This is a genomic window from Buttiauxella izardii (genome assembly GCF_003601925.1).
GTDB lineage: Bacteria > Pseudomonadota > Gammaproteobacteria > Enterobacterales > Enterobacteriaceae > Buttiauxella > Buttiauxella izardii.
In genome coordinates, this window is sequence record NZ_QZWH01000051.1 from 1 (window position 1) to 18572 (window position 18572).

Annotated in this window: 17 protein-coding genes; 4 read left to right on the forward strand and 13 right to left on the reverse strand. The window is 51.7% G+C overall.

Annotation, left to right across the window (positions count from 1 at the left end; translation table 11 throughout):
* The first annotated feature begins 639 nt into the window (after window positions 1-639).
* Window positions 640-1533 carry a nucleoside-specific channel-forming protein Tsx gene (locus D6029_RS18970; RefSeq protein WP_120066294.1) on the forward strand — a complete coding sequence of 298 codons (894 nt, stop codon included), beginning with the start codon at window positions 640-642 and terminating at the stop codon, window positions 1531-1533.
* Between the two features lie 31 nt (window positions 1534-1564).
* Here D6029_RS18970 and D6029_RS18975 read toward each other — a convergent pair whose 3' ends face one another.
* From D6029_RS18975 to queA, 7 genes are all read right to left on the reverse strand, one after another.
* Entirely contained in the window at window positions 1565-2284 is a 720-nt protein-coding gene (locus tag D6029_RS18975; RefSeq protein ID WP_120066276.1) for a helix-turn-helix transcriptional regulator, read from the reverse strand.
* A gap of 69 nt (window positions 2285-2353) precedes the next feature.
* On the reverse strand, window positions 2354-2719 hold the full coding sequence (locus tag D6029_RS18980) for a VOC family protein (RefSeq protein WP_120066295.1): 366 nt from the start codon (window positions 2717-2719) through the stop codon (window positions 2354-2356).
* A 141-nt stretch (window positions 2720-2860) separates the two neighbouring features.
* On the reverse strand, window positions 2861-3832 hold the full coding sequence (gene secF / locus D6029_RS18985) for a protein translocase subunit SecF (protein WP_120066277.1): 972 nt from the start codon (window positions 3830-3832) through the stop codon (window positions 2861-2863).
* A 10-nt stretch (window positions 3833-3842) separates the two neighbouring features.
* Entirely contained in the window at window positions 3843-5690 is a 1848-nt protein-coding gene (gene secD / locus D6029_RS18990; protein ID WP_120066278.1) for a protein translocase subunit SecD, read from the reverse strand.
* Window positions 5691-5717: 27 nt separating this feature from the next.
* A complete protein-coding gene (yajC, locus tag D6029_RS18995) occupies window positions 5718-6050 on the reverse strand; it encodes a preprotein translocase subunit YajC (protein WP_034493690.1) in 333 nt (110 codons plus the stop codon).
* Window positions 6051-6071: 21 nt separating this feature from the next.
* Window positions 6072-7199, reverse strand: a complete 1128-nt coding sequence (gene tgt, locus D6029_RS19000; protein ID WP_034493689.1) for a tRNA guanosine(34) transglycosylase Tgt — start codon at window positions 7197-7199, stop codon at window positions 6072-6074.
* A gap of 82 nt (window positions 7200-7281) precedes the next feature.
* Window positions 7282-8352: a tRNA preQ1(34) S-adenosylmethionine ribosyltransferase-isomerase QueA gene (gene queA / locus D6029_RS19005; protein WP_120066279.1), complete on the reverse strand. Its 1071-nt coding sequence runs from the start codon at window positions 8350-8352 to the stop codon at window positions 7282-7284.
* 103 nt (window positions 8353-8455) lie between these two features.
* Between queA and acpH the strand changes: the two genes are divergently transcribed.
* Window positions 8456-9037, forward strand: a complete 582-nt coding sequence (gene acpH, locus D6029_RS19010) for an ACP phosphodiesterase (protein WP_120066280.1) — start codon at window positions 8456-8458, stop codon at window positions 9035-9037.
* Between the two features lie 201 nt (window positions 9038-9238).
* Complete coding sequence (locus tag D6029_RS19015) at window positions 9239-9841, forward strand: peroxiredoxin C (RefSeq protein ID WP_120066281.1); 603 nt, start codon at window positions 9239-9241, stop codon at window positions 9839-9841.
* Window positions 9842-9905: 64 nt separating this feature from the next.
* Here the strand turns inward: D6029_RS19015 and D6029_RS19020 are convergent, their stop codons facing one another.
* From D6029_RS19020 to malZ, 4 genes are all read right to left on the reverse strand, one after another.
* Window positions 9906-11774: an amidohydrolase gene (locus D6029_RS19020; protein WP_120066282.1), complete on the reverse strand. Its 1869-nt coding sequence runs from the start codon at window positions 11772-11774 to the stop codon at window positions 9906-9908.
* Window positions 11775-11797: 23 nt separating this feature from the next.
* On the reverse strand, window positions 11798-12340 hold the full coding sequence (locus tag D6029_RS19025) for an antibiotic biosynthesis monooxygenase (protein ID WP_120066283.1): 543 nt from the start codon (window positions 12338-12340) through the stop codon (window positions 11798-11800).
* A 3-nt stretch (window positions 12341-12343) separates the two neighbouring features.
* Complete coding sequence (locus D6029_RS19030) at window positions 12344-12985, reverse strand: hydrolase (protein ID WP_120066284.1); 642 nt, start codon at window positions 12983-12985, stop codon at window positions 12344-12346.
* Between the two features lie 174 nt (window positions 12986-13159).
* Window positions 13160-14980 (reverse strand): maltodextrin glucosidase, encoded by a 1821-nt coding sequence (gene malZ / locus D6029_RS19035; RefSeq protein ID WP_147365252.1) that lies wholly within the window; start codon window positions 14978-14980, stop codon window positions 13160-13162.
* Between the two features lie 173 nt (window positions 14981-15153).
* On the opposite strand from malZ, the gene D6029_RS19040 reads away from it, so the two are divergent.
* Window positions 15154-15447, forward strand: a complete 294-nt coding sequence (locus D6029_RS19040) for a YicS family protein (protein ID WP_120066296.1) — start codon at window positions 15154-15156, stop codon at window positions 15445-15447.
* 44 nt (window positions 15448-15491) lie between these two features.
* On the opposite strand, the gene proY is transcribed toward D6029_RS19040, so the two are convergent.
* The gene (proY, locus tag D6029_RS19045; RefSeq protein ID WP_120066286.1) at window positions 15492-16862 is read right to left on the reverse strand and encodes a proline-specific permease ProY; all 1371 of its coding nucleotides are present in this window, start codon (window positions 16860-16862) and stop codon (window positions 15492-15494) included.
* Between the two features lie 71 nt (window positions 16863-16933).
* Window positions 16934-18256, reverse strand: a complete 1323-nt coding sequence (gene brnQ / locus D6029_RS19050; protein ID WP_120066287.1) for a branched-chain amino acid transporter carrier protein BrnQ — start codon at window positions 18254-18256, stop codon at window positions 16934-16936.
* Window positions 18257-18572 lie beyond the last annotated feature (316 nt).

Here is an 18572-nt window from a genome sequence, read left to right on the forward strand (position 1 = left end):
TTGCCCCAGCGTTCCCCATAAATCAGGGTTGAGCTGCCGGGAGCAGCGAAAGAGAGCGACCCTGATGTTGGGGATAAGCTAGGGTTTACCGCGCAGCGGCAATTTAATGACCGGGCGACGGGGTCGCCAGGGGGATGTCGTTATCCCACTGGCACGTTCATCGTTTTCTGGAATTAAAGTGATAACTGAACGCACGGGTGAACGGAAAATCAGCAAGGCTTGCAAATCTCACCCTGACAAAATTTCCCGGGTGAGTTATGGATAAGAGACAACCAATAGTGAGGGTAATCCCCAGTAACATCTGCGTGTTTTGTTACAAGTCACCGAATTAAGTGCCACTAACCCGCCCTCTGGATGTCATTAACTCTTGTGATCTGAATCACATATATTTGTAACAGTTATCCATCTATTTGCTTAAATTCACGAAGCAGATAGAATCTCGCCCGTTTTTAATGTGCGCAAACGTGAACGCAATCGATTACGCATGTGTTGATAATGTGAAATGAAACATATTTTTGTGAGCAGGGATTTCTATAATAGGCGCGTCAATAAGAAACCAGCTGAATGGTTGATGACTTTAGGTGATGAGTCGCCCCCTGCCCTCACGGGAATCATGAAAAAACAGTGGCATATAAAATTATGAAAAAAATTATTTTGGCGGCTAGCACCGCCCTGGCGCTTTCAAGCTCTTTCACGGCACACGCCGACGATACTAAAAACTCTGAGTACGTTTCCGACTGGTGGCACCAGAGCGTTAACGTTGTGGGCAGTTACCACACTCGCTTCGGGCCAAAACTGACCAACGACGTTTATCTGGAATATGAAGCGTTCGCTAAAAAAGATTGGTTAGATTTCTACGGTTACATCGATATTCCAAAAACCTTCAAATGGGGCAACGGCAACGATAAAGGTATTTGGGATGACGGTTCACGTATGTTTATGGAGATTGAACCACGCTTCTCTATCGACAAGCTGACCGGCACCAGCCTGGCGTTTGGTCCATTTAAAGAATGGTATATCGCGAACAACTATATCTACGATATGGGTGCTCATGGCGACGACGCCAGCAAGCAAAACACCTGGTACATGGGTCTGGGCACCGACATCGACACCGGTTTGCCGATGAGCCTGTCTCTGAACGTGTATGCAAAATACCAGTGGCAGAACTATGGCGCGTCTAACGAAAACCAGTGGGATGGCTACCGCTTTAAAGTGAAATACTTTGTACCGATTACTTCCCTGTGGGGCGGTAACCTGAGCTACATCGGTTTCACCAACTTCGACTGGGGTTCAGATCTGGGCGATGACAACTTCATCGATAACAACGGCAAACACGCCCGTACCAGCAACTCTATCGCTTCCAGCCACATCCTGGCGCTGAACTACGATCACTGGCATTACTCTGTGGTGGCTCGTTACTGGCACAACGGTGGTCAGTGGGCGGATAACGCCAGCCTGAACTTCGGCGACGGTGATTTCAACGTGCGTTCTACCGGTTGGGGTGGTTACTTCGTAGTTGGTTACAACTTCTGATAACTGTCTGACTCAGTGAAAAGCCGATCCGCTATTTGTAGATCGGCTTTTTTATTTCTGGCAAACAGCCCTCCTGGCTTTGCAAACGGATGAAGTCAGCCAGTGAACGATCCGGCCGTTCAGCAAAATTTTCGCCAGTGGGTGTGACAGCGATACAACGGTCTAACCGAAAGCTGCGGTAATCTTCACGCGTTTCACACCACGCCACCAACAACCAAACTTCACCCCAAAAGGTCAGCCCAAGCGGATGGACTTTTCGGCTCGATACGCGACCTTTATGATCCTGGTAGCTCAGATTCAGAATTTGAAGATTGCCGATAGCAGCATGAAAAACATCAAACCAAATTTTGACCTGTGGATACTTATTAAAATCCGGCGAGATGATACGGCAGCGCTCCGCCACCGCGCGACGTTGCGGCGTGAGTATTCCCAGTAACTTTTCTTCTGCAGTTCCGGCATTTTGCGCCAGTGTTTCACCGCTCCATGTTTGCACTAAACGAATCGCTGCGATTAAAGCTTCCACTTCTCCGGGGGTAAACATCAGCGGTGGGAGATCATAACCGGGCAATAGACGGTAGCCGCAACCCGCCTCCCCTTCGACAGGAACGCCAGAAAGAGAAAGATCACGGATATCACGATAAATAGTGCGTTCAGAAACCTCGAGCCGCTCCGCAAGCAGCGCTGCCGTCGATAAACGACGCCCTCGCAGAATCTGGACTATCTGAAACAGGCGGTCTGCTCTGCGGCTCATAGGCACCCTTTCGTAATGGTTATGCCTGCCGACAAATCAGCAGGCATTTATCGTTGAGTATATCTGCCCTTACACCGGTTGATGCAACCCGACTCGATTCCCTTCGCTATCTAAAATCAGCGCAAAAGTACCGATATCATCCGGCAAAACTTGCGGGCCAAAAACGCATTCGCCCCCAGCTTTTGCAACGCGTTCAAGCATGGCGGTTAAGTCGGGAGCATGCAGGTAAACCACCGAACCTTGCGCAGCAGGTTTAAACGCATCGGCTTTCAATAGTGCACCGCCAGGATTGGGCTTTTCGTGTGGGAAAATAGCCATCTCCATTCCGGGCATAGACTCACGATGGAATTTAGTAGCAAAAGCAGCTTCATAAAATGCGGTGGCGCGTTCCAGATCCTGCACCGGGATTTCAAACCAATTGATGATAGTGTTCATTTTTGACGCCTCAATGGTGATGTTCAACATTGAGTCTACCCAGCCCCTACTGACAGCATACTGTCAGGAGACTTTTGCACAGGCGAAAAAAAACCGCAGCACCAGGGCTACGGTTTTTATTATCAGTCAACGACCGGATGATTAAGGCAGAATCGACGGCTGATCCGCACCTTCTTTCTCTACTTTCTGCTGCAACATGTGCTCGCGCTTCATGCCCAGTTTCAGCGCCAATGCAGACGCCACGTAGATAGAAGAAACCGTACCGATAGACACACCGATAAGCATCGTCAGGGAGAAGCCTTTCAGCATTGCTCCACCGAAGAGATACAACATCAGAATCACGACTAAGGTCGTACCAGAAGTGATCAACGTACGATGCAGAGTCTGCGTCAAAGAAACGTTGAAGATTTCATATGGCGTACCACGGCGAATCTTACGGAAGTTCTCACGAATACGGTCAGATACTACGATACTGTCGTTCAGTGAGTAACCGATAACCGACATCAGTGATGCAACGATGGTCAGGTCAATCTCAATGTGGAATAACGACAATACGCCCAGCGTAATCACCACGTCGTGCATCAACGCGATAACAACACCAGCAGCCAGACGCCACTCAAAGCGGAAGCCGACGTAAACCAGAATCGAAATCAGTGCTGCTAACAGCGCCAAAGCGCCATTCTGCGCCAAATCCGCACCCACGCTAGGGCCGACGAATTCGATGCGTTTTACACCGGCATTCTGGTTAGTCGCTTCGTTAATCACCTGAACAACTTTGCTGCCCAGCACTTGCCCGCCGGTTTCCCCTTGAGCAGGTGGCATGCGCACCATGATGTCGCGACTGCTACCGAAGTTCTGAACCAGCGGCTCAGCAAAGCCCGCTTTCTGTAGTGCTTCGCGCATCTGGTCTAAATCCGCTGGTTTTTCCAACGAGATTTCGATAACCGTACCGCCAGTGAAATCCAGACCCCAGTTAAAACCTTTCACGCCGATGATCACGACAGAAAGGATTAACAGGAAGCCGGAGATACCGAAAGCCCAGAAATCCCAGCGCATAAAGTCATGGACTCTACGGCCGTAGTTCAATTGTTCAACAGTATATTCCTGTGCCACAACGCACTCCTCAGATAGACAGCTTGTTGACGCGTTTGCCGCCGTACAATAGGTTTACGATGGCACGAGTACCGACGATAGCGGTAAACATGGACGTCGCCACACCAATACCGGTCGTGATCGCAAAGCCTTTAATTGCCCCGGTGCCTACGGCATACAGGATGATGACCTTGATAAGCGTCGTGATGTTGGCATCGAAAATTGAGCTGAACGCGCCCTGGTAACCTTCGTGGATAGCCTGCTGTACCGAACGCCCGTTACTAAGTTCTTCCTTAATACGTTCGTTTATCAGTACGTTAGCATCCACCGCTACCGCAAGGGTTAACACGATCCCCGCAATACCTGGCATAGTGAGCGTCGCCCCTGGTAGCAGGGACATAATCCCAACAATCATCACCAGGTTAACCAACAGTGCTGAAGTCGCAATCAGGCCAAACTTCTTATAGAAGAACAGCATAAAGATGATTGAAACAGCCAAACCTGCCAGACACGCTTCCAGACCTTGCTTGATGTTTTCCATACCCAAAGTTGGGCCGATGGTACGCTCTTCAACAATCTGAATTGGCGCAATCAAGGCACCGGCACGTAACAGCAAAGAGAGCTGACGCGCTTCGTTCGGGTTGCTGATACCGGTGATACGGAAGCTGTTACCCAGACGTGACTGAATGTTCGCCACGTTAATAACTTCTTCTTGTTTCGCCAGAATCGAGCGACCGGTTGCATCTTTCTTACCGCTGTCTTTGTACTCCACAAACAGAGTCGCCATCGGCTTACCGATGTTGTCTTTGGTGAAGTTAGACATGATGTTACCGCCAGCGCTATCGAGTGAAATGTTCACCTGAGCCTGGTTGTATTCATCGGTGCTGGAAGTGGAGTCAGTGATGTGGTCACCGGTCAGAATCACACGTTTGTACAGGACAACCGGTTGACCTTCACGCGTGTCTTTCACTTCGGAGTCGCCCGGCACGCGGCCAGAAGCAACAGCGGAAGCATCCACGTTAGTGTTCACCAGACGGAACTCAAGCGTTGCCGTCGCGCCAAGAATTTCTTTTGCACGAGCGGTGTCTTGAATACCAGGCAGTTCAACGACGATACGGTCAGCACCCTGACGCTGTACCAGAGGTTCAGCCACACCCAGTTGGTTTACACGGTTACGCAGAATGTTGATGTTCTGCTGAACAGCATATTCACGCGCTTCGCTCAGGCGAGCATCTGTCATCACAGCACGCATTGCGTTGCTGCCCTGAGCAGAAATCACCAGATCACGGTGGCGTGGAGTCAAATATGAGATAGCGTCATCGCGCGTTTTGCTGTCACGGAAGACAACGTTAACACCATAGTTATCGGCTTTACGCACGTTGGTGTAGGCGATGCTCTTGTCGCGCAAATCAGTACGCAAGTTATCAATGGTCTGCTCCTGGAGTTTACTCAGGGCGGTATCCATATCTACTTCCATCAGGAAGTGCACGCCACCACGCAGATCAAGACCGAGTTTCATCGGTTCTGCGGAAATGGCAGATAACCAGCGTGGAGTAGCCGGGGCAAGGTTGAGAGCGACGACGTATTTATCGCCAAGAACGCCCATCAGCGCTTCACGAGCGCGCAGCTGTGTGTCGGTTGTATCAAAGCGTGCAAGAATCGCACCCTCTTCCAAAGCCACAGACTTAGCGGGTATTTTTTCTGCGTTTAAGGTGTTCTGGACCTGGATCAGCGTTTGCTCACTGGCGGCGACGCCGCGCGCGCCAGTGATCTGAACTGCCGGATCCTCACCATATAGGTTGGGAAGTGCGTATAGCAGACCGACGATAAACACGACGATCAGCATGATGTACTTCCACAAAGGATAGCGGTTTAGCACGGTAGTTCCCTTAGGGAAAAACGAATATTACAGCGCCTTCATAGTGCCTTTCGGCAGAACGGCAGCTACGAAATCACGCTTGATAACCACTTCAGTAGTGTCGTTAAGCGCAATAGAAATATAGCCAGTTTCAGCTACTTTCACTACACGACCAACCAGACCACCGGTAGTCAGCACTTCATCCCCTTTAGAGATGGAGTCCATCAGCTTTTTATGCTCTTTAGTACGTTTTTGCTGTGGACGCAGGATCATGAAATAGAAGATCAGACCAAATACCACCAGCATAAGAATCAAAGAGTACGGGCTACCTTGCGCAGGTGAAGCACCTGCGGCTACCGCATCAGAAATAAAAAAGCTCATTAAAAATCCCTCATTATTAAATTAATCAACATTCAAAGGTGGAACTGGTTTACCGATTCGCTCGTAAAAATCACTCACGAAGTGCTCTAATTTACCCTCTTCAATGGCCTTGCGTAAACCAGCCATTAAACGCTGGTAATAGCGCAAGTTATGAATCGTGTTGAGCCGCGCGCCGAGTATTTCGTTACAACGGTCAAGATGATACAAGTAGGCACGTGAATAATTGCGACACGTATAACAATCACATTCTGAATCCAGCGTCGAAGTGTCATCTTTATGCTTCGCATTACGGATTTTCACTACGCCATCGGTGACAAAAAGGTGGCCATTACGTGCATTACGGGTTGGCATTACGCAGTCGAACATATCAATACCGCGACGAACGCCTTCAACCAAATCTTCCGGTTTACCTACGCCCATAAGGTAACGAGGCTTGTCAGCAGGGATTTGCGGGCAAACATGTTCCAGAATACGGTGCATGTCTTCCTTCGGCTCACCTACCGCCAGGCCGCCGACAGCGTAGCCATCAAAGCCAATCTCTACCAGACCTTTTACCGAGATATCTCGTAAATCTTCGTAAACGCTGCCCTGAATAATGCCGAACAACGCATTTTTATTCTCAAGCGAATCAAAGCGATCGCGGCTACGTTGCGCCCAACGCAGAGACATTTCCATGGAACGCTTCGCGTAATCCCAGTCAGCAGGATATGGCGTACATTCGTCGAAGATCATCACGATGTCGGAACCGAGATCGTATTGAATTTCCATGGATTTCTCTGGATCAAGGAAGATCGCGTCGCCGTTGATCGGGTTACGGAAATGCACACCCGCTTCGGTGATCTTACGAATATCACCGAGGCTGAAAACCTGGAAACCGCCGGAGTCGGTCAGGATTGGGCCTTTCCACTGCATGAAATCATGTAAGTCGCCATGCAGCTTCATGATTTCCTGGCCAGGACGCAGCCACAGGTGGAAGGTGTTGCCCAGAATAATCTGCGCGCCAGTGGCTTCAACTTCTTCCGGCGTCATCCCTTTTACGGTGCCGTAAGTGCCAACAGGCATAAAAGCAGGCGTTTCGACTACGCCACGGTCAAACACCAGGCGGCCACGGCGAGCGCGTCCGTCGGTGGTATCTAATTCAAATTTCACATTTCCTCCAGCATCAGAGAAACAGTCTGATGGTTAAGACAAAAACGCCGTCGGCGTTAGCCAGCGGCGCAGAATTCAATGATTAAGCGCCTGGGCGCTCATTAATCGCCTGCGGATTGTACGTGATGTACATCGCATCCCCGTAACTAAAAAAGCGATATTCGGAACTTACAGCCTGTTTATAGGCATTCATGGTGTTTTTATAACCAGCAAATGCGGAAACCAGCATGATGAGCGTCGATTCCGGCAGGTGGAAGTTGGTCACCAGCGCATCAATCACTTTGTATTGATAACCTGGATAGATGAAGATTTGGGTATCGCCAAAAAATGGCTCAATCAGCTCATTTTTTGCGGCCTGCGCCGCACTTTCCAGCGAACGTACCGATGTGGTGCCGACGGCGATAACGCGATTGCCACGCGCTTTACAGGCTAAAACCGCATCAACCACGTCTTGTGGCACTTCCGCATATTCGGAGTGCATGATGTGATCTTCAATGCTATCAACGCGCACTGGCTGGAATGTCCCGGCTCCTACGTGCAGCGTAACAAACGCCTGCTCGATGCCTTTATTGCGCAGCGCTTCGAGTAACGGTTCGTCAAAGTGCAGCCCCGCCGTTGGTGCGGCTACCGCGCCTGGTTTCTGGCTATAAACGGTTTGATACAGTTCGCGGTCTGAGTCTTCATCCGGGCGGTCGATGTACGGCGGCAACGGCATATGTCCGATGCTGTTTAAGATATCGAGCACGCTGCGCTCGTCTTCAAACTGCACTTCGAACAGAGCATCATGGCGCGCAACCATCGTGGCATGTACGCTTTCATCATCGCCCAGCAGCAACTCAGCGCCCGGTTTCGGTGCCTTAGAAGCGCGGATATGCGCGAGAATGCGTTTGTCATCAAGCATACGCTCGACCAGCACTTCAATCTTGCCACCGCTGGCTTTACGGCCAAACAGGCGCGCCGGGATTACGCGGGTATTGTTAAAGACCAGCAAATCTCCAGGGTTGAGCTTATCGAGCAAATCGGTGAAAGTGCCATGCGCGAGGTCACCCGTCGGCCCATCGAGCGACAGCAAACGACAAGAACTGCGTTGTGCTTGCGGATAGTGAGCAATCAGGGAGTCAGGTAATTCAAAGGAAAAATCGGCAACACGCATGGTTTAGAACTCAAGACTTAAAAAGAGGCGCTACAGTCTAGTGCCGGGGGGCTTTCCCTGCAAGGAATAAGCCGCCCTTACGCCATTTACCCATAAGGTTACTATGAATTTTCTCGCCCATTTACATCTCGCAAGCCTTGCTGACAGCTCACTTCTGGGGAATTTACTCGCGGATTTCGTGCGTGGTAACCCGGATGGCAGTTTTGCTGACGATGTGGTGGCAGGTATTCACATGCACCGCCGGGTTGATGTGCTTACCGACGGTTTGCCGGAAGTCGCGATTGCACGCCAGTGGTTCCGCCCGGAAACCCGCCGCGTCGCGCCGATTACGCTCGATGTGATGTGGGATCATTTTGTCTCTCGCCACTGGCAAACCCTGAGCCCAACGGTTCCTCTACCTGAATTTGTCGCTTATGCGCGCGCCAGAATCGAACCGTTCTTGTCAGAAACGCCGCCACGCTTTATTAATCTTAATCAATACCTGTGGGAAGAGCGCTGGCTGGAACGTTATGGCGACATGGCCTTTATTGCTAACGTTCTCAACGGGATGGCATCGCGTAGACCAAAACTCGATGCTTTGCGAGCTTCGTGGGGCGATCTGGATGCTCATTATGATGAGCTTGAAGAGTTGTTCTGGCAGTTTTACCCGCGCATGATGGCGATGGCCGAGCAAAAGAATTTGTAGCCTGTCGCAGCCTCAGGATTAAATTCTTGCCCTTTTACAAAAAAGGGCTATTTTGGATCGCCGCTGTGCCAATATTCATTTTTTGATAGGTAAATCCTATCTGATTAATCGGTGCAGTGTGCTTGAGTTAGAGGGATTGCCACCCCTATACTCCCCCCCGTTGCGTTAACACTCACTTTAACAAAATTAACAGGAGTACATATGGTCCTGGTTACTCGTCCAGCCCCTGACTTTACAGCTGCAGCCGTTCTTGGTAGCGGTGAAATCGTTGAAAACTTCAACTTCAAAGCACACACCAATGGTAAAACCACCGTTGTGTTCTTCTGGCCAATGGACTTCACTTTCGTTTGCCCGTCTGAGCTGATTGCTTTTGACAAGCGTTACGAAGAATTCCAGAAACGTGGCGTAGAAGTCGTTGGTGTATCTTTTGACTCCGAGTTCGTTCACAACGCATGGCGTAAAACCCCTGTTGAAAACGGCGGCATCGGTGAAGTGAAATACGCGATGGTTGCTGACATTAAGCGTGAAATTCAGAAAGCTTATGGCATCGAACATCCAGACGCAGGCGTTGCGCTGCGTGGTTCTTTCCTGATCGACAAAGCCGGTATCGTGCGTCACCAGGTTGTTAACGACCTGCCGCTGGGCCGTAACGTTGATGAAATGCTGCGTATGGTTGACGCGCTGCAATTCCACGAAGAGCACGGCGAAGTGTGCCCAGCTCAGTGGGAAAAAGGGAAAGAAGGCATGAACGCATCTCCAGACGGCGTTGCTAAATACCTGAGCGAAAACGTTTCTAGCCTGTAATCGCTAAACGTTTTTGACGAGAAAGGCCGCGCAAGCGGCCTTTTTTATTGCCTTTAGATTGCGCCTAAAACGCAAAACACGAACAGCCCATCACGCCCCAGAAAGCGCCTTCATCAGAAACCTGAATTGTCGATTTACGTGCTGCATCATGTTGATGACCATGTACATTACAACTCCCACAACACTGATGAACCTGCGCCGTCATACCCACTTTTGCCGCAGCGGGTGGGTCAGCGCGATAATGCCCCGGAACGTTAACCACCGGCGACCATTCAGGTAGCACAGGAATCGACGGCGGTGCCAGTGGCGTAAACGCGCCTGCAGCGTAAACCACTTTGCCATCCACCAGCGTCAACACCGATTCGATGCCTTTGATCTCTTCTTCCGTCACCTTGAAATAATCTTTTGAAAGAACGACTAAATCCGCCAGTTGCCCGGCTTTAATGCGCCCTTTCTTGCCTTGTTCGCTGGAAAACCACGCGCTTCCCGCCGTCCATAGCTCAAGCGCCACGTCACGCGACAGGCGATTGTTGTCGTCGTACATCTGCATTCCGCCGACGGTGCGCCCGGAAACCAGCCAGTACAGCGCCGTCCACGGATTATAGCTGGCGACGCGTGTGGCATCCGTCCCCAGGCCGACAGGTAATTCCGCCGCCAGCATTTTGGCAATCGGCGGGGTTTGTTTTACGGCTTCCGTTCCGTATCGCGCGGCATAATATTCCCCCTGAAACGCCATGCGATGCTGTACGGCAATCCCGCCACCCAGCGCCTTTACGCGCTCGATGTTCTTCTCGCTGATGGTTTCCGCGTGGTCAAACAGCCAGTGCAAACCGTTAAACGGAATATCACGATTCACCTTTTCGAACACATCCAACATGCGACTGATGGACTCGTTGTAGGTCGCGTGAAGACGGAACGGCCAGCGATGCTCAACCAGATGGCGCACCACGCGTTCCAGTTCTTGCTCCATGCCGTCGGGCAAATCCGGGCGCGGCTGCAGGAAATCCTCAAAATCAGCGGCGGAAAACACCAGCATTTCACCCGCGCCGTTCGCACGATAGAAATCCGTTCCCTGCCCCGGTTTCAGCATGTCCGTCCATTTTTCAAAATCTTCCAGCTCATGCTGCGGCCGCTGGGTAAACAGGTTGTAGGCAATGCGCACCGTCATCTGTTTTTGCGTGTGAAGCTGGTCGATAATCTGGTAATCCTCCGGGTAATTCTGGAACCCGCCCCCGGCATCAATCGCGCTGGTGATGCCGAGTCGATTAAGTTCGCGCATAAACTGGCGCGTGGAATTGACCTGCATTTCCAGCGGAAGTTTTGGCCCTTTTGCCAGCGTCGAATACAAAATCATCGCATTCGGTTTGGCAATCAACATTCCGGTTGGGTTGCCGTTGCGGTCGCGCATGATTTCACCCCCCGGCGGATTGGGCGTCTCTTTGGTGTATCCCACGGCTTTTAACGCGGCCTGGTTTAACAGTGCGCGGTCGTAAAGATGCAACACAAAAACCGGTGTATCCGGTGCCGCCTCGTTGAGTTCTTCAAGCGTTGGCATACGACGTTCGGCAAATTGAAATTCCGTCCAGCCGCCGACCACACGTACCCATTGCGGAAATGGCGTGCGTAACGCCTGCTCTTTCAACATGCGCAGCGCGTCGGCAAGGGAAGGCACGCCTTCCCAACGTAATTCGAGGTTGTAGTTCAGCCCACCGCGAATCAGATGCAGATGCGAGTCATTGAGGCCGGGAATGACGGTATGGTCTTTGAGATCCACCGTTTGCGTTTGCTCGTCAGCAAAACTCATTACCCATGATTCGTTGCCCACAGCGATAATTTTGCCATCTTTAATCGCCGCCGCTTGCGCCAATGGCGCTTCGCTATCAAGCGTGTGAAATTGACCGTTCGTGAGAATTAATGAAGCTGATTGCGACATAACCTGTTCTCCGCAGTGGAACGTTATTTTTTCAACCAGCCCGCAAACAGCCGCGTCATGATCGGCATCCACAGCCATACCACCAGCGCAACGACCAGCGCATCGTTGATAAAGTGCAGTAACAGCGAGCCGTGCATAGAGGGAAAAATCAGCGCGGTGATTCGCGGAACGATATTGGTGCTCGGGAATATCACCGCCAGCGTGATCAGGAATTGCTTCCACTGCGCCGGACGTTTAACGGTCGGGGTTTCCGGCGTGAACCAAAAAGCGTTTTCCGTGCGCACTTCCAGATGATCGTCGAGGCTCAAGATCGGTTTGATCTCTTCAACCAGCGCCTCGCGTTCGGCTGATTTCGTCCAGGCCGTCAGGTTTTCCAGCGTGTCGAAGCGGATAACGATGTTGTACACATCGTTTCCTGCCGTCGGGCGAATGACATGCACGCCGCGGTGCCCTGGATAACGAGCAGCGGTGGGCATGATTTTCTCAAGCCATTGCTCATAACGCGCGGCCTGCCCCGCTTTCAGCGCGTGAGTAATCACCAGCGTAACCGTGTTGTTGTCCGCCATCGGTCAGGCTTTCCGTTCCGGCGCACCATGAACCATGGTGTAGGCATAATCAACGCCAATGCCATACGCACCGCTATGCTCGCGCACCAGATCCATTACCGCGTCGTAAGTGTCACGTCGCGCCCAATCGCGTTGGTATTCCAGCAACACTTGCTGCCAGGTGACAGGAACCGCGCCCGCCTGCACCATACGATCGATTGAGCGCTCGTGCGCATCCACCGAAGTACCACCCGACGTATCGGTCACCACGTAAACTTCAAACCCTTCTTCCAGCGCCATTAATGCCGGAAAGGTCAGGCACACTTCCGTCCACAGCGCAGAAATAACCAGTTTTTTGCGCCCGGTGGCTTTCACCGCAGCGACAAAAGCCGCATCTTCCCAGGAGTTCATCGAGGTGCGTTCAATCGGGGTAATTTCGGGGTGAACCGCCAGAAGCTCAGGCCAAATGTAACCGCTAAAACTTTTGGTTTCGACAGAGGTAAAAATGGTAGGAACGTTAAAAATCTTACCCGCTTTTGCCAGCGCTACCGTGTTGTTTTTCAACGTCTGGCGGTCGATATTGGCGACGCCAAAAGACATTTGCGGCTGATGGTCGATAAAAATCAGAGTGGAATTGGTAGGGTCGATAAGTTCGCGTATAGACATAAAATTTTCCTTAAATTTCATCTAATTGATTAAGGAGTTAGCCCAAGCGGCTATCTCCCAAACGGTATGAGATCTGGAAATGTCTAACTTAAGAGGATCTTATTGAAGGGAACGAAAACTAAGAATAGCACCGGTTTTCCCCTTCGCCTGGCAAAAGGGAAACCGGTTTCAGGATTACGAATTACGCCATACCGAAACTGAAACTGCAGGCAGCGACAGTTCGCTGTTTTCAAACGTCGCTTCGCCTTCAAGCTGCGTCCAGACTTTATCGTTTAACAGCGGTTCCCACGGCAGCGTGACTGCGGTTTGTTCACCACGGTTAATCGCCACCAGCACGCGTTCGCCCTGATAAACACGCGCAAAGACCACCACGTCGCCTTCAGCGAAAATGACCTGGCAACCGCCGTGGCGCAAAGCGCGGCTTTTGTGGCGCAATTTGCCAAGACGCTGGTAAAGCGCCAGCAAATCCAGATCCTGATGATCCGGGTTCCACGGGAAAGGTTTACGGCAGAAAGGATCGTTGTTGCCATCCAACCCCACTTCATCGCCGTAATACACGCAAGGCACGCCAGGCCAGCAATACAGCCACACCACAGCCAGCGGCAAACGTGCTGCGTCTTTATTACCCAGAATGGATTTGAAACGTGCGGTGTCGTGGCTATCAAGCTGGTTAAACATGCGCAGTTGCTGTTGATGGGAAAGCCCGGCGCGATATTCATCCATCCATGCCATGCAGGTTTGCGCGTCGATATGCTGAGGATCGTAGGAAATATCGGTATTTGCGAGGAATCCCCAGATTGGGAAAGTAAAACCGCGATAGTTCATCGCCGCATCTTCGGCATCGGTTTGCAGCCACTGGCGCGCATCGCCAAAATGTTCACCCAAAATATAGGCTTCAGGATTCGTTTCTTTTGCCGCTTTGGTAATGCCGCTGACGTGCAGCAAATTGTTCTTCGCCCCGCCCGCTTCACCAAGCATATGCACCACATCAAGTCGCCAGCCGTCGATGCCCCAGGGCTCGCGCAGCCAGTGACGCACAATGCTGTCTTCGCCCTGGTAAATTTCATCCACTAACGTGGCTGACTGGTAATCGAGTTTTGGCAAACTGGAATAGCCAAGCCAGTCGAGCGCGCGCCCATCTTCGTTATAGCTGTAGAAATCGCGCCATGGTGATTCTGGGTTGTGACTCGCGCCGCTGCCGTGAGTTTGCTGGCGGTCAAACCATTGATGAGTATCGCCGCTGTGGTTGAAAACCCCATCGAGCATCAGGCGCATTCCGTAACGCTGGGTATTTTTCCGCAGCCGTAAGTACGCGTGATCGCCGCCAAACTGCACGTCGACGTGGCGGTAATCCTGGGTATCGTATTTATGCACACTCGGCGCGGTAAAGATCGGATTGAGATACAGCGCGGTGACGCCCAGCATTTTGAGATAGGGCAGGTTTTCGCTGATACCGTCCAGATCGCCGCCATAAAACGTTGATCCCCCCGCATCGGCAATCAGCGGCTCGTCCCAGTCACGCAAAATGATGTCGCGTTTGGCCGCGTGGTGGTAATAAACCTGATCCTGCTCTGGCGTGCGTTGTTCGCTGCGGGCAAAACGATCGGGGAAAATTTGATAGAAGATCTGATCCTGCACCCATTGCGGGCCGTCATCGGGAAGATCGACCGCAAATTGCTCAAGCCGCGCCGGAGGGAACGACCCCAAGCCTTGCGGTGTGAACCAGCGCTGTTTATCCAGCCACAGCAATTTAAAGCTGTAACGGCGGCGCGGTTGGCCTTCGGATAAATCAATCACTCCGCGCCAGGCGACAACGCCGTCTTCGGGCGCTGCTTTCTGCCGGGTCATTGGCACCGACGTTTCTTCGTTATCCTTTTCATAGCGCAACACCACGCGCTGCGGCAAATCATCACCTGAAACCCATAGCGTGATGTGCAGCGTATCTTTACGTGTTTGTATGAAAGGGGGCACCGGAAGGTGCCAGGCATTCAACATAATCGTATCCCCAGATAATTAATTTGCGCCACCTTGCCACAGCGTAGCTGGGGATCACTCATCATTGCTATTTTTATTGGGGGAGGAATGCGGGGGTGGAGAAATTAAGCCGTTTGCTTAATAAGTTAGCGCTACCTATAGTGAGAACATTCTCACTCTCTGAGGAAATTGAAATGTCTATCGCCCGAAACCTCACTCTGTTTCTTTGCCTGGTCTATTCTGCCCACTCACTCGCCAGCTCGCCGTATGAAGGCCTGGAATTTGGTAAATACAAACAACAGATTACGGCTGACCTAAAAAAGACCTGCCATCCGCAGAAGAAAATGTCCGATGAGGTTTGGGGGAATAAAATTCTCTCTAACGAGGATAACAAGCGGTATATCAGGGACGCGAGGATTGCTCTGGAGCGCAATAACGAGAAGAACTATTGGGATGCGATAAGTAAAGTAGAGTGCCCGGAAATGTAGTGAGACGGCGGATGACGTGTTACGCCATCCACCGTTTTAAGTCATTAAGCTTCGCTTGAGGCGATAATCTGTCGACGCTTAAACATCCAGCCCACCAGCAGCATCACAATCCACACACAGCCCACATACAGTGAGATACGGGTGTCCGGGTGCCAGCCAATTAGCGCGATGATAAACACCAGGAAGACCAGGCCAACCAACGTGGTGGCAATGCCGCCTGGAACCGGGAATTTCAGCGCTTTGGTTTCTTCAGGAGAGAGTTTGCGGCGGAAAGCAATCTGCGACAGCAGAATCATAATCCACACCCATACCGTGGCAAATGTCGCCAGCGACGCAATCACCAGGAAGACGTTTTCTGGAATCAGGTAGTTCAGCACCACCGCCAGTAGCAACGCGAAGCACATCACTAAAACCGTCACCCACGGGATGCCGTTACGTGAGGTTTTAGCGAAGACTTTCGGCGCACTGCCCTGCTCCGCCATGCCGTGCAACATGCGGCCCACGCCAAATACATCGCTGTTAATCGCAGAAAGTGACGCGGTGATGACCACAAAGTTCAGGATCCCTGCCGCCGCCGTAATCCCCATATGCTGGAAAGTCAGCACAAACGGGCTGCCTCCGGTTCCCACCAGGTTCCATGGATAAATCGACATGATCACAAACAGCGTGCCCACATAGAACACCAGGATACGCAGCGGTACGGAGTTGATGGCGCGCGGAATAGATTTTTCCGGGTCTTTCGCTTCGCCGGCAGTAATACCAATGATTTCAATGCCGCCGTAGGCAAACATCACCATCTGCAACGACATAATCATGCCTATCCAGCCGTTGCTGAAGAAGCCGCCGTGACTCCACAGATTGTGTATTCCTGTCGCCTGGCCGCCGTTGCCAATTCCCCACACGATGATGCCGATACCGGCAGCAATCATGATGATGATGGTGGCGACTTTAAAGAACGAGAACCAGAATTCCAGCTCGCCGAATACTTTCACGCTCATCAGGTTGATGGCGCAGATAATCAACACCACGCTCAACACCCAGACCCAATGCGGCACCGCCGGGAACCACAGCCCCATATAAATGCCGAACGCGGTGACGTCTGCAATGGCGACAATCAGGATTTCAAAACAGTAAGTCCAGCCGGTGATATAACCCGCCAGCGGGCCGAGGTTATCTTGCGCGTAGCGAGAAAAAGAGCTCGCAGAAGGGTTATGCACCGACATCTCACCCAACGCACGCATTATAATATAGGCCGCCACACCGCCGATGATGTAAGCCAGCAACACACTTGGGCCAGCCATTTTGATAGCGTCTGCCGAGCCATAAAACAGCCCGGTGCCAATTGCCGAGCCCAACGCCATAAAGCGTATGTGCCGGGTACTCAAGCCGCGCTTGAGCTTATTAGCGTTTTCCATTAATTCCACACCCTGCTTAACAATAAAAAAACCACGGAGCAAAGCCCCGTGGTTAAAGAAATCTTAGAATTTTAGTGGGCGGCTGAAGCCACCTGTCGCCCTGCGGCGCGGTCCCAAATGATGGCGAGAACCACCATGATGACCGTTGGCGCAAGCCATGCCAGACCCTGGTCGGCCAGCGGCAAGCGCGCCGTCCAGGCAGGCAAAATATCGCTGATTGCCGAGGATTTAATCCCATCAAGGATACCGAACAAAGTGCTGATAAGCATCGCCGGAGCAATCACGCGCGTTGAGTTATGCCACCACGGACGGGTGAAACTCAACACCACCAGCGCGATACACGGCGGATAAATCGCCGTCAGCACCGGAATAGACACTTGAATCAAATGGCTCAGGCCGAGGTTAGAAACCACCATTGAGAACAGGCCAAGGATAAACACCAGCGAGCGGTAAGACAGCGGCAGATACTGGCTGAAGAACTCAGCACACGCACAAGTCAGGCCAATCGCCGTCACCATACACGCGAGGAAAATCAGTGCTGCGAGGAAGAAGCTACCGGCACCACCGAAGGTATGAGCCACATACGCATGCAGAATTGCGGCACCGTTCGCGTTTTGATCAGCGACCAATGTTGCGCTATCTGAACCCAGGCGGAACAGCGCCAGGTAAATCAGCGTTAAGCCAACACCTGCAATCAGACCAGCCCAAATGGTGTAGCGCGTCAGTAGGCGAGATTCCGTCACACCGCGTGAACGGGCGGCATTAACGATAACAATGCCGAACACCAGCGACGCCAGGGTATCCATGGTCAGATAACCATTCACAAAACCGTTGGAGAACGCCGCAGTTTGGTACGCTTCGGTCGCGGTGCTGATCCCGCCCGCAGGCCACAGCATTGCGCCCACCGCCAGCGCCAACAGCGCAACGATTTTCACCGGAGCCAGCACATGGCCGACGGTATCCAGCAGTTTGCCCGGATAAAGTGAAACGCCGATTACAATCGCGAAGTAAACCAGGCTGTAGATAAACAGCGGCAGCTCACCCGTCCCTACCAGCGGAGCAATCCCGACCTCAAAAGAGACGGTGGCGGTACGTGGCGTGGCAAACAGCGGGCCAACAGCCAGATAGCAGATTGTCGCTAACAGCACCCCGGCGCGGCGGCCGATTGGCGAGCTAAGGCTATCAATGCCCCCGCCTACGCGAGCGATAGCGACAATCGTCAGCACCGGCAAGCCTACGGCAGTCACCAGGAAGCCTAATGATGCAATCCAAACGTGTTCACCCGCTTGTAACCCCACCATAGGAGGGAAAATGATATTGCCTGCGCCGACAAACAGCGCAAAGGTCATAAAGCCCAATGCGAGGATGTCTCGAGATTTCAAATGATGGGTCATAGAATATTTGCAGCCTGTGGATGTGTGGTGTTGTGTTGAAAGTATTCAAATTTTTATGTCTGGAAACTCAGCATAAAACCGGTGTTCAGCAATCACGACAGCGGAAAATCCTTTCCGGGATCGGTGGAGAAGAATAGTTGTTTGAATTACCACTCATATCCAGTCGGTCTGCCAATCACAGGGCGGCAATTAAAACGCTTATAGCGTTTGAAGGCAAGAACGGATCCAGAAACCAGATTGATATCCTTTAATTAGCAGCATCTTTAGTGAATCTGATTAATCATAAGAAAAGATTATGGTCTTTTGTATGGTCAAA